Raw genomic sequence first — 16197 nt, forward strand, 5'->3', positions numbered from 1 at the left:
ACCTCTAGGCAAGGAGCCTTGTTATGGAACAAGTGACAACGCAATACAGCATTAAGGTCGTGAAGTACTTCATCATTGCATCCTTAGTGTGGGCGATTGTAGGTATGATCATCGGCGTGATTCTCGCCGCGCAATTATATTGGCCAGTCTTAAACTTTGATTCTCAGTATTTCCAATTTGGTCGACTGCGTCCGCTACATACCTCTGGAGTAATTTACGGCTTCGTCGTGAATATCTTGATGGGGACGTCTTTGTACATTGCCCAGCGAACAGGCCATTGTGACTTGTTCAACAAAAGCCTTTCATGGATGGTATTTTGGGGCTGGCAATTCATCCTGTTACTTGCGGTCATTTCCTTACCCGCAGGCCACACTACCTCAAAAGAGTATGCGGAGCTTGAATGGCCAATCGACTTGATGATTGTGTTGGTTTGGGTGCTGTACGCGGTGTTGTTCTTTGGCACCCTTGCTAAACGAAAGGTCAGCCATATCTTTGTGGCTAACTGGTTCTTTGCTGCATTCATTATCGTCGTTGCAATGATTTTCATCGTGAACAACCTCGCGATGCCTGTGTTGGCGATGAAGTCCTACTCTGTGTTTGCAGGCGCTCAAGATGCGATTGTTCAATGGTGGTGGGGACATAATGCCGTCGGTTTCTTGCTGACCGCTGGTGTGATTGGTATGAACTACTATTTCATACCCAAAGCGGCGGATCGACCTATCTACTCTTACCGTTTGTCTGTGATCCATTTCTGGGGCTTGGTCGGCTTTTACACGTGGGCCGGAACGCACCATTTGGTTTATTCTTCTGTTCCCATCTGGATTCAGAACATCGGCATCGTTATGTCTTTGATCCTGTGGCTCCCTTCTTGGGCAGGCGCGTTCAATAGCGCAATGACCCTCCTACAAAATAAAGAAAAGCTGAAGTCCGACTACATTCTTTTATTCTTTTTCTCAGCGATTCTTTACTACTGCTTGGCAACATTCGAAGGTCCGCTACTCGCTATTCGCTGGTTCAACATGGTGGCACACAACACCGAATGGATCATCGGGCACGTACATTCCGCGGCTCTCGGATGGGTTGGGATGTCAGGGATAGCGGTTTTTTACTACTTCATTCCACGCTTATGGGGCCAAACCGATCTATGGTCACGACGACTGATTAAATGGCACTTTTGGCTTGCTCATGCTGGCGTCGCCATCTATGCAATAGCACTTTGGATCGCAGGCATCGGCGAGGGATATATGTGGCTCGCTCAAAATGAAAATGGCGAACTGATTTACAGTTTTGTAGAAGCTATGGACTTTAAAGCACCTTGGCTATTCATGCGTTTCTTTGGTGGCGCGCTGTTTGTACTTGGATTGTTCTTAATGGCTTTCAACTTGTACAAAACGGTTCGTATGCCCGTAACAAATGATGCTAAACACACTGTTAATGAAGGAGCTTAAATGATGAGTAAAGACTTTACACATTCAATCGTCATTTTAATTTTGACCACTGTTGTCGTGGCCTCCTTCTCTTTATTGGTCTGGGTAGTGCCAAGCATTGTCCGTGGCGATGATATTGCCAAAGGCAGCTTAGCGATGCCTCTCACACCGATTGAGTTAGCAGGCCGAGACATATACATCAGTGAAGGCTGCCATGTTTGTCACACACAAATGGTTCGCCCTCTAGAGCCAGAAGTGAAGCGTAATGGTCGCCCGAACCAAGAAGCAGACGATATCTATGAGTTTCCTAACTTGTGGGGCTCTAAACGTACTGGTCCTGACCTCACTAACTTAGGTAGAAAGTATTCTGACCAATGGCATGCTATTCACTTAATTGACCCTCGAAAAGTCGTACCGACCTCGATCATGCCCTCTTACCCGTGGCTATTTGAGCAGACTCTGACTGGCGATGATATTAGCGCCAAAATGGAAGTGTTACGTACCTTAGGTGTGCCTTATACCGATCAAGAAATTGGTGATGCCCGTTTGCAAGTAAGAGGCAAAACCAAAGGTGAAGCTCTGATTCGCTATTTACAAAGCCTGGGTAAAGATACGTCACAGGAGGTATCACAATGAGCACATTCTGGAATCTATGGGCGGTACTCTTAACCTTAATATTCTTTGTTCTGATGGTGTCTGTTGTCGTTAAATACTGGCGTAGCAATCACAAGGCCGATCACGACCACACCATTGGCATCTTTGATGGTATTGAAGAGAAAGATGCGCCTCCACCTAAGCTGTTATTTATCAGTTATGCAGTGGCATTTCTTTTGTCTGCGGGTTATTTGGTGCTCTACCCCGGGCTTGGAGAATGGGAAGGCTTAGTCGATTGGGAACAAAGCGACGATAAGCTCAGTTCACCATCCACCACTCTCAATGAGCAATTTGCACAAACCAGCGAAACCACGTTAGAGGGATTAGCTGCTGTCCCAGAGATCGTGAACAGCGGTAGGATTCTATTCCAAACTCACTGTGCCGCTTGTCACCGAGATAATGCACAAGGTCAGAAACACTTCCCTAATCTTATCGACCAAGAATGGTTATACGGCGGCAGTGATGAAGCTGTGATCCATTCGATTGCCAAAGGGCGAAATGGAGCGATGCCGGGTTGGAGTGAAATCATGCGCCCAGACGAGGTGGCAAAAGTCTCCTACTATCTAGCCTCCCTCAACCAACGTCATACCGATGTGCCGGAGATTAAAGTCGAGCTCGGTAAAACCTTGTTCGTCCAATACTGTTCGTCTTGTCATGCCGATGGTGCTGTCGCTAACCCAGCGATTGGCGTACCTGATTTTTCCGATGATATCTGGCTTCACGGAGGGAGTATTGAAGAGATTCAGCACACCATCAATTACGGTTTGAACAACCTAATGCCTGCGTTTGATGAGCAGCTCAGTGAGAACGAGATACTCGCGCTTGGGGCTTATATCCGACACGCTGGTGACCTAGAGCAACAACGGCTCGCGAGTTTGAAAGCATCATCTGTTGAGCGCGGAGAATATCTCGCTTATGCCGGTGACTGTGTGGCTTGTCATAGTGCAGAAGGTGGCGAACCCTTTGCTGGCGGCCTACCCTTTGTCACCCCCTTCGGCACCGTGTATTCAACCAACATAACGCCACACACTACCGAAGGTATTGGGACTTATGACTTCGATGATTTCCGAGCGGCGTTAGTCGCAGGTAAAGGCAAGAATGGTTACCTGTACCCTGCAATGCCTTACACCTCCTATCAATACCTCACCGACCAAGACATGGTGGATTTATGGGAATACATGCAGTCAATCACCGCCGTGCCGCGACGCAATGATGACAACAGCATGATGTTTCCATCCAATATTCGCTTAGGTTTGCTTGGCTGGAACATCGTATTCATGGATACCGACCCTATTGATTATGAAGTGCCAGAGGAACTCAAAGGAGAAATTGAGAATGTCGATAAGTGGCAACAAGGCAAATATTGGGTCGCAGGACTTGGTCACTGTTCGGAGTGCCATACACCTCGAAATATTGCCCAAGCACTGATACCAGAACGTATTTTCCAAGGTAACTTGATCGACGGTTGGAACGCGCCTGATATTACAGCCAATGAGCTCTATATCGATGGTTGGGATGAAGCAACACTCACAGACTTTTTACACACAGGACATTCAGACAAAGGCACCGCTTTTGCGGGTATGGCTGATGTAGTGAAAAACAGCCTAAGCTTGATGACGCGTGAAGATATTGAGTCGATGTCCTATTACCTACTCAGTGGGGACATCAACAACACCATTGCCAGTGATGCCGTTCAGTTACAGCCTAAAGGGTTTGATGAAGCTGCGTATGCCAGTGAAATCTACACCACGTATCGTCAAACCTGTGGGGCCTGTCATGGTGACGATGGTAAAGGTCGCGATCCAATTGCCCCTACTCTGTTGAACAACGGTATTATCATGCACAGCGACCCATTCAATACCATTGCGGTAACGGTGCGCGGCTTGCAACCCACCTATCTCGACAAAGACAGAAATTTCATGCCAATGGCAAGTTTTGAGGATGTACTGTCGGATCAACGCTTAGCTGAGTTAATCACGTTTGTGCGTTTAAACCTTGGCGACAGAAATGAACCGGTCACGGCTGAGCATGTTCGAGAGGTAAGAGAAACACTTGAAGCAGCAGGCTATGCAGGTGGATTACACACCACACCTGAAATGTACGAAAATCGAGATAAGAACATTAACATACGATAGGCGCTGTAGCTGTGCGTAGCCGATTGGCCCAACAAGCAGCGAACAGCACGTAACTTTTATGTTTGCCTAACAAGCCAAAAGGAGACCACTGTGTCTCCTTTTCTTTTGCCCAAACCCAAGTTTTCGATACTTTGCCGTACAACACAATTGTAACTAACTGATTACACAATTAAGCAGAGCTGAACATAATGCGATCAATCTCGCAGAACAAAGATGACACCAAGTGCATAATATGCAAAATTTTCTAAAGATGTACTAAGGACAGTTATGGATACAACTACACTCATCTACGATACGTTGGAAGGCCTGTCGAGCGCAAAGCCTCAGCAACACGCTCAAATCCGCCAAAATCTATATAACCAATTAGATTTATCATTTGAGAAGCAGTTGGCTTTGTATTCATCAGTTCTTGGTCCAGCAAGTGCTGGTAGATTGACCGATTTGGATAGTGCAGTGATGTCTGCACGCAAGATTGTTGGCTTAGAAAACAGCTAAGCAATCTTCAACCTATCTCAACTTTAACGCTGCATCCGTGCAGCGTTTTTTTATAGATGCCATTTACGATAAGTACCGTTGGTTACGATAAATGCAGTTAGGTACGATAAATACTGTTAGTTAAGATCAGTTCAATAAGGTCAGTTTTTCAAGTTACACGCATTCTCATTTGGTTAATCTTATGTTCCATTTTTAACAGGTGTGTAACCACAATAATGGCGCTAATGTTAGTAGCACGTTAACCACACATCGGATGGAAGAATCATGAGAGTACTTATTGAATATACACAAACAGGCAAATACCGTGATCATGCGTGGGAAGCATTAACGATTCGTTCAAAAGGCGAAATTCAAGCTGTAACTCCCTCTTATGCGGCTCAGCTTATCGAACAGAACCGCGCCAGCTTATCGACCACTGAAAATCAAGATATCGTCATCCAACCTTAATGGCTTCAAGGGCTACCCCTCCTAGTTCCTTAAATCGAATAGTTCGATGACATAAAAAAACGCTGCATGGGTGCAGCGTTTTCTTGTTTCTGGCGTATCGTATTTCTAACGTAGATAGTTTCTAAAGTAGAAAGCTTCTAACGCATCTTGTTTCTAGTGCAAATAGCTTGATTACTTTGGCAGATTTTCTAACGCTTCAACCATCGTCATCAATTTATCGACAATCCTTTCGCCGTCTACTCGCAAGCCATTGTGTTCATATTCATTGGTGATCCACGCTTTCGAGTTAGGAATGTTCGCCAATGTTTCACGGCTGTAATCCAACTCAACGTACATGTCATCGGCGTAAACGGCACACGCCATTGGCACTGTATTCTTGCTCAACTGCTCTGCGTTGTACAAAGTGCCCCAGTCCGACTTTTCAGCCAACATGTTCGCGGCTTCACGCAGTGGCTTCAGCGTTTCAAGTTGGTCGAACATCCATGGGTACACCATTTCACCAGTAAACCAGAACTCACTGCCCGATTGGTAGTTGAAGTGTGGGTACTGCTCACGAACACGATGTGCAGACCAGTTAGACGCTGTACCTTGACAGTAAATCGATTCATGCAAGATTGCGTAAATTGGGTTAGTTAAGTAACCCTGCTCTTGCTGCATTTGATTTAGGAAGCTGTAGCTCAGCTGTCTGTTACCGTTCACTTCAACAAACGCACTCTCCAGTGTGAAATACATTGGAAGGTTTGCTTCGCCGCCACCAAGATTAATACCTATTAGCTGGAACTGTTCAACTGTGAACACCTGACCGTTTGGCAGTCTCACATCGTTGTTGAGCAGGTAATCAGAGATCTCGCGACACATAGCTTGTGCTTGTGGGAACTGAGCAAAGAAAGCTCTGTTTTTGTCTTCTACACGCTTGTAAGTCGCACGATAAACATCGTCAGCTTCTCGTTCAATAGAAGGAATGCCGCCCGTCACATAACAACGCTGCAAGCTCTGTGGGAACAGTGACAAATAGCTCAGTGTACAGAAGCCACCAAAGCTTTGACCAATCGTCGACCATTGCTTAATACCAAACTGTTCACGAATCGCTTCAGCGTCACGAACGATGTTATCCGCTCTGAAATGCGTTAAGTATTCGACTTGTTGTTCTGGAGACAAATGCGCCAAAGTTTCATGGCTGATAACCGTGCTGTTGCCAGTACCACGTTGGTCTAGAAGCAGAACACGGTAGTTTTGTAATGCACGCTTTAGCCAACCCGATTGACCACTCACCCGTGGAGAAGGAAAACCTGGGCCGCCTTGAAAGTAGATCAACCACGGCAGCTCTTGCTCATCTTTAGCGAGATCAACCAGCTCACGTGCGAAGACTTGGATCTGTTGTCCATCTTTGGCTTGATAATCAAGTGGCAACTCGAAAGAGTGCTGACGGTACAGGGTGGTTCCATCAATAAAGTTAGCTTGCACGCTTCATTCCTTTTTATCTGATTCTAAAGTCATTGGTACGAATAAAAATGGCACCCTTTGGCACCGTAGTTAGCAAGATACGCATACTAGCTTGTAAATGAAACCGTTTGTTGAACCTGAATGTGAAGGTACTTCATTAAATCGCCAAATTAGCTTTATACGCGTAACAACTTGTGTCAAAACAGAGAGTTTAAGATGTGATCTATTGAGAAGAAGAACAAAAGTGGGACACAAATAAAAAGAGCTTAACGAGGTGAGGATACGTTAAGCTCTTTGGTTTTATCTGTTATAGCGTGTGTTATCAATAATGCTATCGATTCACTAAGCACCAAGCACCAAATTATGAAGTCGTTAGCTCCCCTGCACCTTGAATCGAACGCTGGCTACTTTCAACAAGAATGGCCGTCGCCGTTTCTTTCAACGCGCCCCACTCTCCATCGTCAACTTCAATGCCCTCGTTCCACGCCTTCTCTTGAGTTTTAAAAAGCGCTTCCGATTCAATGTGTGTTTGGTAGCCATCTGACAAACGTTCGATATCGAAATCCTGGACGGAAAGCTCGATGGTCATATTGTGGATATGATCGTCCGATGCCAGAGGCAAATCTGATAAAAACAGTTCTGGTGCAACGCAACCACGGTTAAGCACATACAAGGTGCTCTTAGGATTTGAGCCATTATCCCAACGTGCGGTACATGCGATGCCTTTCGCTGCCAGTTTTACAAGCTCACTGTACGCTAACCAACGGTTATGGCAGTTGTTTAGCTCGATTTTCAGCGTCTTTTTACCGACCATTTTTTCAATGGCGTAATCCATCACCACAGGAAGATGACACGCTAAGCTCGCCTTGTGCAGGTCCACTTCAACTGTGTTGTCGCTTGTCACTTGGATGTCTACAGGGCAATCGTCTTCTAGCCCCATAAAGTTGCTCGCATTGTTAAAATGACGAACACCATCCAAGCCAACCATTTGTAAATCTGCCACCATGTTCGCTATCACATCGGCTTCACCACATGTACGACGCATACCCAGAAAGGCTTTATTAACGGCCGCTACCAGTTCATTGTGAGAAACGATCATAACGATTTACCTCCATGTTGAGCGTTGATATGTGTAGGAACTTTATTTGAGTCAGCGATCTCCGCTTCACTTGGTAAGATTGGGAACACCCATTCGTCCTGATGAATTTCATCAAGCAACGGTGCACCTTGGAAAAACGTCACTCGTACCCAACGGTCTGAGCGAGGATCAAACTTAGTCGCTCCAAACATCGCTAGCTTACAACGCAGCAAATGCATTGGTGGCGAGTGTTGGTGCAGCACGTTCATTTGAATGTCGCCCATCGCCTTGTTACCTAACGTCCACACACGGCGCGCAATGGCACGATGCTGCGGTTGTTTAACAAGGAATTCAGCCAATGAAAGCTCTGGCGCGAATTGCAATAAAGCATGGTACAGACGGTAAGCTTGACGGCCGATATCCAACGGCAGTTCGCGCTCTTCGCCGAGTTCCTCGCCTCGAACACCGAGCCTTGGCTCTTCTTTGTCCTGAGAGCGATACCAGAACCAGTAGTTATTTTCTGCTTTCGTAAAGTCAGTCGTGATCGCCCAACGGTACTTTTCTTCTAACACAACCAATAGGTCTTGGATCTTTTTGCCACTAGGAAGCGAGAGTGTTTCGCTACAATTCATTTGCTCTTGATGGGCGTCCACTAATTCTGGGTACAATTCCATCAAGCATGAGATAAGGATTTCTTGGGCTTCCATACTCATGTGCTTAGATTGTTCAACTAACTGCGCCCATGTATCGCAATGGTTTACAGAAGCTTCTAGTGACTGTTCTGCGTGTTTTAACTCATCAACAGCGGTTTTGTTCAACTCTTGCTGGTTTTCATTGATGGTAACAACTTGTTCTAAATGACAAATCGCTTTTTTAACGTATCTACGTAGTGGCTCGATCAACGCCGTATCGGTCTGACTAGCCAACACGTCCGCCAATGCATGTTCACGTGTTGTCATCCATTGATCGACAATACTTGGGTGGTTAATAAGGTATGGCGCCATGCCTAAACCAGTCGCATTACCAACACCAAGGTAACGCTGTAATCCTCTATGCAAGGTAATCGCTTGTTCACCGCCCTGTTGCTCAGCTAGGTAATGAACCCAATCTAGGCTGAACTCACGCAGCATATAAACCGCACACATTTGAGCACTGAACGATTGATTAAAATCTGGATTCTTTTCCAAGATTTTAAAGTCAGCAATACCAAACTTACCATTACCATAAACCGCTGTGGTTCGTAGGATGTAGCCAACTTCCGCTAGCTCTTTTGGCGTTGGTTGAACACCTTTAGCCAAGTGACTAACAATATGTTCAAACACTCGTACACTTTTGTTGGCACGCGCTAAAACAAGCACATTGTTGGGGTTACGGCCTGCTTCTTGTAGCGGTACATTCGCACGAAGTCTCTCAAGTAGGGTGACATCAACATCACCAAGAACCAGAGCAAACGTTACGTCCCACTTTTCAGCAATTACACGGTCATTTCGTTCGTCGTCTGCAATCTCATCGCAGAAAACAACCAAATGATAAACATGATTTGGCGTCTCTAGCTTATAGATAACATGACCAAAACCTCGAGCGTCTAGTTGCCATTCATGTTTGGTCACTTTCCATTCTTGCTGCGCCATTTTACGAATCAGAGTTCTAACGAAGCTGATACGTGTTTGGTGCATTGCACCTAGCCTTTCCGGTGCCATGACGACAGTCGCGTCACGTAGTGCTGATTCAGTGTAGGTAGAACGATGTGCATCCATTTTGCTCACCACCTTATAGTTATAGGATTTTGCTAGCCATTCAGAACCGATCGTTGCTGTCTTTTGAAGCATATATAGCGACAGTATGTTGGTTAGCTTTCACGTTTTTAATCGTTATTGATATTATCGAGGCAAGCGAGCTCACCCCTTATTATTTGTCCTGACTAGATCGATTGACCTAGATACGTGCCGCCCGATGTATCTTCACCAGTACGGTTTTTCTGTTCCTTTCGGAATCTTGTATCAGCCTTCTTTCAAAGGCTCACACCTTGTTTATCTTCAGTTTTTAGAGAGCTTTATCTCTACATTTTCTTCTTTATACCGGCATTGATGTTTTATAAGCCTTGATCTTTCGCCATCTTGATTGCGATTTGAGGCGCATTCCAAAGTGATGGCAACAAGATTAAGGACACCGGTACCGCGGTGATAACAATGAAGGATTGCAGCGCTGAAATACCGCCAGAGCCTAGGGAAATCAGAATCAATGCTGTTACCCCCATCATCACACCCCAGAAAGTACGAATAATTGCGTTAGGCTCTGTCTCACCGCTGACTACCACACTGATGGTGTAAGTCATTGAGTCACCTGTCGTTACGATGAAGATCGTCGTCAAGATCAAGAACAGAATAGAGATAAGCATTGGCATTGGTAGTTGCTGAGTTACTGCCAGTAGCGCGCCAGGTAAATTAAAGCCTTCGAACGCTTTACTTACGCTGCCTGGGTCTGCAATTTCAAACGCAAGGCCAGAACCGCCAACAATGGTGAACCAGAAACATGTTACGAACGGTGCAATAAGACTGATGGTTGATACCAATTGGCGAATACTACGACCGCGTGAAATACGTGCGATGAAGATTGCCATCATTGGGCCGTAACCTAAGAACCAACCCCAGAAGAATACTGTCCACCAGCTCAACCAACCTTCGTCACCACGGTATGTTGCCATTGGGATGAAGTTGTCTATCATGCTGCCTACACCTTGGATGTAGCCATTGAAAATGAAGTTTGTTGGGCCGAAGATCAGAATGTAGACCATCAATGACATTGCTAAAATTACGTTGTAACGGCTTAGCATTTGCATTCCGCGGTTAAGACCACTTAATGCCGACAATGTGTATAGAACGATAGCGAACAGGATGATGATAAGCTGCGTCGTGAAGCCATCAGGAATATCAAACAGTGCGTTCAGTGCGTAGCTCACTTGCAAGCCTAAGAAGCCGATAGGACCAATGGTGCCCGCCGCTACTGCGACAATACAACATGCATCAATCAATGCGCCGGTGTGACCTTTCAATGCTCGCTCGCCTAAAACTGGGTAAAGCAAAATACGAGGTTTAAGCGGTAAGCCTTTGTCGTAGTGAAGGTGCATCACCACAATAGACGTTAAGCTACCGACAATGGCCCATGCTAGAAAACCCCAGTGCATGAAGGATTGCGATAAAGCATTCACCGCGCCTTGCTGTGCGTTTTCTTGTGCGCCGTACAATGGTGGTGGGCTAACGTAGTGAGCGATAGGCTCTGCTGCTGCCCAAAATACACCGCCACCTGCCAGTAGCGTACAGAAGATGATCGCCATCCAACGGAAGCCGTCCATTTCAGGTTTAGCGATGCCGCCTAGGATAACCTTGCCTGTTCGCCCTGCCGCCAGGCCAAGACCAATAAGAAAAGTCAGAAGAAGAAGCATTTGCCAGTAAGGACCGAATACTTTTACAGACCATGCAAAGCCCGTATTTACTAGGCTTGATAACAGCTCGCCATCAAATAGAGCAAGTGCCACGAACAGAGCGATAAAACCGCCGCTGTACCAAAGTGCTGGGTTGGATAGGCCTAATTTGTCTGACGTAGACTCAGACTCGTTTGTGTTGCTTTTTGCATTAATTGTTGTGTGTGCTTGACCCGCATTTAAGCTTGAAGATTTCACGCTATTGGTTAAATCAGACATACTCTGACTCCAGAGGTTTCTTTGCAGCTGTCATTTGAATGATGACTACAAGGGTGTATTTAACACCTGCCCTATTGTTTTTTGTGTTGGGCAGGCTAATCCATGTTTGGGTTACCGCGTTGCGAAATAGACCGTTGTTCCTTTTGAATAGTGAAATTGGTTTAAGCAGCACTTGCTTATTGAACGTTTGTTAGAAGGCTGCTAATTCGATGATGGCTCGCGAGAAACCGTTAACCCTTGGTTTGAGGCTCTAGGCCATCTTTCAAGAAGTTAAACCAGTTTTCTCCCAAGACTTGCCCAGCTTCAGACTCGCTGAAACCATGACGCATCAATCCGTTATATATGTTTTCCATACCCGCACTACCACAGAACCAAGGCAACGCATCTGGCCAACCTGAGTTGTTCGCAGAGCCTTCGCCGTAGTCCATTGCTTTAGACCAACGACCATTTCTCATCCATTCAAGAACGGCTTGAGGTTGGTTTAAGCATAGGTCACTGCCAATACCGAGGTGCTCTACGCCGACCATGTCAGCCGTAGTCGCAACCATCTGGCAGAAATCTTCCAAGGTACATTGGCTGCCGTTTGGTAGGTGGAATGGGTACAAGCTGAATCCGATTAAGCCGCCGCGTGCGGTTAGAGCTTTAATTACATCGTTTGATTTATTTCGTAGTGCATCATGAGCAAACGTCGGGTTCGCATGGCTGATACAAATAGGACGAGAAGACAAGTCGATAGCTTCAAGTGTTGAGCGCTCTGCACTGTGAGACATATCTATGATCATGCCCACTCGGTTCATCTCTTCGATGGCTTGTTTACCAAAGCGAGTAATACCTGTGTCGTTCTTCTCGTAGCAACCCGTCGCCAATAAGCTCTGGTTGTTGTACGTCAGTTGCATGATCAAAAGACCTTGCTTACGCATCACTTCGATAAGACCGATCTCATCGTCGATTGGAGAACAGTTTTGAGCACCAAGGAAAATGCCGACTTTGCCAGTCGCTTTTGCAGTCTCGACATCAGCCATTGAGTGAATCGGCATGATAAGGTCTGCGTTCTGCTCGAATCTTAAATTCCATTCTGCAAAGCGAGATAAGGTTTCACGAGCCGTCTCGTGGTAAACCGCGGTAGCGTGAACTGCTGTAATGCCGCTCGCCTTTAGTGTTTGGAAATATTCTCTGTTCCAATTGCAGTATTGCAATCCATCTATAACAATCCGTTGCTGGTACATAACCACTCCTATTGAAAGCTCAGTGTTCTAGCTCGGTTTTGAAAACACGCTCAAATAACATGTTTTCAAAAATGGGTTAAATCACTTGTCTAAGTTCGTTTGCTGCTTTGGTTTGAATGTTGGCCTGACTCTGTGAATCAGGCCAATTCGATAGCTGGATAGCTAGGAAGTTAATTCAGCTATCCAATTCTTATTTAGAAAGTGGATTAGTAAGGACGTTGGTAAGCCGTCTTAACCACTGTGTAGAACTCTTTCGCGTATTGACCTTGCTCACGAGGACCGAAGCTAGACTCTTTACGACCACCAAACGGTACGTGGTAATCCGTGCCTGCTGTTGGTAGGTTGACCATCACACAACCGGTCTGCGCTTGTTGCTTGAACATTGCGCTAGTACGTAGGCTCTGAGTAATGATGCCGCCTGTTAGACCGAAGCGAGTGTCGTTGGTTGTCGCAATCGCTTCTTCTTGGTCAGCGACACGAATCACACTTGCCATTGGTGCGAACACTTCTTCTTGGTTCACTTCCCAATCGTTCTTAGTGTTCAAGAACAGCGTTGGAGACATATAGAAACCTTCGTGCTTCATACTCAAGCGTTCGCCACCAAATGCCAGCTCACCGCCGCTTTGACGTGCTTTCTCAACCCAACCTAGGTTTGCTTCAAGTTGGTTGCCATCAACGACAGGGCCCATGAACACCCCCTCTTCCAGTGCGTGACCCACTTTCAGCTCGCTCATACGTTTAATCAGTGCTTCAACGTATTGGTCGTGAATGCTATCCATAACCACAAGGCGAGAAGACGCGGTACATTTTTGGCCTGCGCCAGAGAAAGAACCTGCAATCGTTGCATCAACCGCAGTTTGGATATCAGCATCGTCAGCAATAACAAGTGCGTTCTTACTGCCCATTTCTAGTTGGCATCGAACGAAGTTTGGCGCTGTAGCCGCTGCCACTTTACGACCCGTATCAACAGAACCGGTAAAGCTCACACCGTTCACTTCTTTAGAGTTGATCAGTGCATCACCTACTGTTGAACCGCTACCCAGTACAAGGTTAAACGTACCTGCAGGGATACCTTGGCGGTGGATGATCTCTGTAAGCGCGACCGCACTTGCTGGTGTTAGGTTTGCTGGTTTCCAAATAACGCTGTTACCGAAAGCCAATGCTGGAGCAATTTTCCAAGCTGCTGTTGCTGTCGGGAAGTTCCAAGGAGAGATAATGCCGATAACGCCCACCGCTTCGCGAGTCACTTCAACAGAAACACCCGGGCGTACAGAATCTGCGTTGTCACCAATTTGGCGAAGCACTTCAGCCGCAAAGTATTGGAAGAACTGACCTGCACGGTAAATCTCACCGCGACCTTCAGCAAAAGGCTTACCTTCTTCACGAGATAGCAAAGTGCCCAGCTCATCACAACGGGCAATCAGCTCATCACCAATCGCTTGAAGCACCGTTTGCTTGCGTTCAATCGGCGTTTTTTCCCACTCTGGTTGAGCGTGTTTCGCCGCTGAAATCGCTTGTTGAACTTGTTCAGCACTTGCTTGTGCAAAGTTGCCAATATTTTCAGAAATATCTGATGGGTTAATGTTCGCTACGGTGCTTACACCCGCTTGCCATTCGCCGCCAATGTAAAGTGCGTTTTCTGCTTGAACATTCTGTAAGTGAGTCATCATTCTGTCCTTGTAACGTTAGGTTGCGGTTGAGTCTGGCAACCATCGGATTAATTAATAAATTGTTAATTCATATAGAGAATAAGTATTAATTTTGTATCTAGACGTAAAACTATTCGCTTGTATTAGTAAAGATCTGCGTAGACAAACAGCTTTGATTGGCAAATTGCCTCAGTTCACAGTCCATTTATTCAGGTTGAGACGCCGATGCATAAACCACGAACTCAACCAACATCTCTTCTCTAGCTAGCCCTGCAACAACGACTGCTGCACGATTTGGATAAGGTGCGTTGAAGTATTCTCCGTATACGCTGTTTACCGTTTTCAGGTATTCACGGTCAGTCACGTAAATCAGAACCTGCAGCACAGAATCCATCGATTCACCTGCACACTCTAAGGTATGAACAAGGTTGTTAAAAGTCTGACGCGTTTGCGCTTCAATACCGCCTTCTACTACTGCGCCCGTTTCATCGATTGGAATCTGCGCAGTGTATAGAGTGCCGTTATTAACGATTGCCCACTCTAGTGGTGCTTTTGAAGCGAAAAGAGCGGTTTTTACTGGGTGTTTTTTAGTTTGTGCGTTCACGATTCCATCCAACTTTGTAACAACTATGTTTCAAGATGGTTAAATACTGCACCTTGACGCCTGATAAATCTAACGGTAAATTTTGTGCATTTGATAAATAAAATCTATCACCTTTCAAAAAGTAAGGTATAGCAAGGGCTAGAGAAGGATCGGAGTCATGAGTATTAAGCTACAACAGTTAAAACATTTTGTTTTAGTGGTCGAAGAAGGTGGATTTCGTGCCGCCTCTCACCGAGCAAATCGATCTCAAGCGGCACTGTCTACTTCAATAAAAGAGCTTGAGAAAATACTTGGTCAGCCACTGTTTGAAACAGGCAACAAATCTACGCTTACACCTTTTGGTGAAATATGCCTACCGAAAATCATTCAATTCTTGAATGTTTACAAAGCATTAGACAACGACTTACGTGCAGCGGCGGCTGGGCAACAAGGAAGAGTTCGAATAGCGAGCGTGCCTTCGGTGGCAGCCAAATTGATCCCTAGCGTGTTAGGGGCGTTTTGTGAGCAATACCCGAATGTAGAAGTGAGTTTGATTGATGATAATGCGGCAGGTGTAGAAGCACGATTACTCTCTGGAGAAGTAGATGTCGCCCTAGGCAACACCTCCCATTTAGAAGAAGAGAGTATCGACTTCACCCCACTTCTTTCCGATCCTATCGGTGTGGTCTGCTTAAAGGACAACCCTATCGCCGCTCAACCTGAAGGGATCGAATGGCAAACTCTGTTAAAACAGCCCTTCATTCGTAACGGTACTTGCACCCTACTCGATCCAACACCTGCACGTATGCTCAGCGAACAAGCCCTATATTCCGTAGAAAACATTACTTCTCTGTTTTCTGTATTGGAATTAGGCATTGGGGTAACCACGCTGCCTAAGCTTGCTTTTCCAACCAATGAAACGCGTTTAGTGTGGATTCCTTTGATCGACCCGCCGTTACAGAGACAAATTGGAATATTCCGACTGTCTGACCGTACTATCTCACCCCAAGCGCAAGCTTTTCATGACTTGTGTATTCAATATCTGAGCTATGAAGCTTCATAAACAAGGTTTAGCAAATGGCAGTGCTGCACTGCCATTTGTTGCTTTAAAATACGCTTTATCTGGCCGCATCAACCACTATCAACAAGCTCTTAAGTGGAGTTTGAACTTCATAAAAACGGCTTTAACACTCTCAATTCTTCTTCTCACCTTCCAATATAACCGGCCATAAATACCTCGATGAGTAACAAAAATGCGGATAACCATTGATGTGACACAGTTTTTCCACGCTTCATGAGTAATAGATAAAAAATATATATTCCCGCGTTAATAAACGCACGCTGCTCGCTATAAATAACC

General features: G+C 45.8%; 13 protein-coding genes. 6 read left to right on the plus strand and 7 right to left on the minus strand.

Annotated features, from left to right (window positions below; genetic code table 11):
* Window positions 1-23 precede the first annotated feature (23 nt).
* From ccoN to AB4371_RS03095, 5 genes are all read left to right on the plus strand, one after another.
* A complete protein-coding gene (gene ccoN / locus AB4371_RS03075; protein WP_017069846.1) occupies window positions 24-1448 on the plus strand; it encodes a cytochrome-c oxidase, cbb3-type subunit I in 1425 nt (474 codons plus the stop codon).
* On the plus strand, window positions 1449-2063 hold the full coding sequence (locus tag AB4371_RS03080) for a cbb3-type cytochrome c oxidase subunit II (RefSeq protein ID WP_017064719.1): 615 nt from the start codon (window positions 1449-1451) through the stop codon (window positions 2061-2063).
* Window positions 2060-4216, plus strand: coding sequence for a c-type cytochrome (locus AB4371_RS03085; RefSeq protein WP_372148888.1), 2157 nt, complete (start codon window positions 2060-2062; stop codon window positions 4214-4216). The genes AB4371_RS03080 and AB4371_RS03085 overlap by 4 nt, the downstream gene beginning before the upstream one ends.
* Window positions 4217-4483: 267 nt before the next feature.
* Window positions 4484-4711 (plus strand): PAS factor family protein, encoded by a 228-nt coding sequence (locus tag AB4371_RS03090; RefSeq protein WP_004730426.1) that lies wholly within the window; start codon window positions 4484-4486, stop codon window positions 4709-4711.
* Between the two features lie 264 nt (window positions 4712-4975).
* Window positions 4976-5158 carry a hypothetical protein gene (locus AB4371_RS03095; protein WP_004730424.1) on the plus strand — a complete coding sequence of 61 codons (183 nt, stop codon included), beginning with the start codon at window positions 4976-4978 and terminating at the stop codon, window positions 5156-5158.
* A 171-nt stretch (window positions 5159-5329) separates the two neighbouring features.
* Here AB4371_RS03095 and AB4371_RS03100 read toward each other — a convergent pair whose 3' ends face one another.
* The 7 genes from AB4371_RS03100 to AB4371_RS03130 all read right to left on the minus strand — a co-directional run bounded on the left by AB4371_RS03100 (window position 5330) and on the right by AB4371_RS03130 (window position 14858).
* Complete coding sequence (locus AB4371_RS03100) at window positions 5330-6622, minus strand: alpha/beta fold hydrolase (RefSeq protein ID WP_017064721.1); 1293 nt, start codon at window positions 6620-6622, stop codon at window positions 5330-5332.
* A gap of 340 nt (window positions 6623-6962) precedes the next feature.
* Window positions 6963-7700, minus strand: a complete 738-nt coding sequence (locus AB4371_RS03105; protein ID WP_017069843.1) for a DUF3726 domain-containing protein — start codon at window positions 7698-7700, stop codon at window positions 6963-6965.
* Entirely contained in the window at window positions 7697-9508 is a 1812-nt protein-coding gene (locus tag AB4371_RS03110) for a hypothetical protein (RefSeq protein WP_372148891.1), read from the minus strand. Before AB4371_RS03110 ends, AB4371_RS03105 begins: the two co-directional genes overlap by 4 nt.
* 263 nt (window positions 9509-9771) lie before the next feature.
* Entirely contained in the window at window positions 9772-11379 is a 1608-nt protein-coding gene (locus AB4371_RS03115; protein ID WP_017066850.1) for a BCCT family transporter, read from the minus strand.
* A gap of 230 nt (window positions 11380-11609) precedes the next feature.
* Window positions 11610-12605 carry a membrane dipeptidase gene (locus tag AB4371_RS03120; RefSeq protein ID WP_017060833.1) on the minus strand — a complete coding sequence of 332 codons (996 nt, stop codon included), beginning with the start codon at window positions 12603-12605 and terminating at the stop codon, window positions 11610-11612.
* A 206-nt stretch (window positions 12606-12811) separates the two neighbouring features.
* Window positions 12812-14272 (minus strand): aldehyde dehydrogenase family protein, encoded by a 1461-nt coding sequence (locus AB4371_RS03125; RefSeq protein ID WP_372148894.1) that lies wholly within the window; start codon window positions 14270-14272, stop codon window positions 12812-12814.
* 187 nt (window positions 14273-14459) lie between these two features.
* Window positions 14460-14858, minus strand: coding sequence for a RidA family protein (locus tag AB4371_RS03130; RefSeq protein ID WP_004741170.1), 399 nt, complete (start codon window positions 14856-14858; stop codon window positions 14460-14462).
* A gap of 157 nt (window positions 14859-15015) precedes the next feature.
* On the opposite strand from AB4371_RS03130, the gene AB4371_RS03135 reads away from it, so the two are divergent.
* Window positions 15016-15900 carry a LysR family transcriptional regulator gene (locus tag AB4371_RS03135; protein ID WP_105058091.1) on the plus strand — a complete coding sequence of 295 codons (885 nt, stop codon included), beginning with the start codon at window positions 15016-15018 and terminating at the stop codon, window positions 15898-15900.
* The last annotated feature ends 297 nt before the right edge of the window (window positions 15901-16197 follow it).

The sequence above is a fragment of the Vibrio sp. 10N.261.51.A3 genome (genome assembly GCF_041471965.1).
Classification (GTDB): Bacteria; Pseudomonadota; Gammaproteobacteria; order Enterobacterales; family Vibrionaceae; genus Vibrio; species Vibrio crassostreae_C.

Bases quoted from the DNA above. Each gene is read 5' to 3' on its own strand.
- ccoN (WP_017069846.1), top strand. From the start codon at position 24: ATGGAACAAGTGACAACGCAATACAGCATTAAGGTCGTGAAGTACTTC.
- AB4371_RS03080 (WP_017064719.1), top strand. From the start codon at position 1,449: ATGATGAGTAAAGACTTTACACATTCAATCGTCATTTTAATTTTGACC.
- AB4371_RS03085 (WP_372148888.1), top strand. From the start codon at position 2,060: ATGAGCACATTCTGGAATCTATGGGCGGTACTCTTAACCTTAATATTC.
- AB4371_RS03090 (WP_004730426.1), top strand. From the start codon at position 4,484: ATGGATACAACTACACTCATCTACGATACGTTGGAAGGCCTGTCGAGC.
- AB4371_RS03095 (WP_004730424.1), top strand. From the start codon at position 4,976: ATGAGAGTACTTATTGAATATACACAAACAGGCAAATACCGTGATCAT.
- AB4371_RS03105 (WP_017069843.1), bottom strand. From the start codon at position 7,700: ATGATCGTTTCTCACAATGAACTGGTAGCGGCCGTTAATAAAGCCTTT.
- AB4371_RS03110 (WP_372148891.1), bottom strand. From the start codon at position 9,508: ATGCTTCAAAAGACAGCAACGATCGGTTCTGAATGGCTAGCAAAATCC.
- AB4371_RS03115 (WP_017066850.1), bottom strand. From the start codon at position 11,379: ATGTCTGATTTAACCAATAGCGTGAAATCTTCAAGCTTAAATGCGGGT.
- AB4371_RS03120 (WP_017060833.1), bottom strand. From the start codon at position 12,605: ATGTACCAGCAACGGATTGTTATAGATGGATTGCAATACTGCAATTGG.
- AB4371_RS03125 (WP_372148894.1), bottom strand. From the start codon at position 14,272: ATGACTCACTTACAGAATGTTCAAGCAGAAAACGCACTTTACATTGGC.
- AB4371_RS03135 (WP_105058091.1), top strand. From the start codon at position 15,016: ATGAGTATTAAGCTACAACAGTTAAAACATTTTGTTTTAGTGGTCGAA.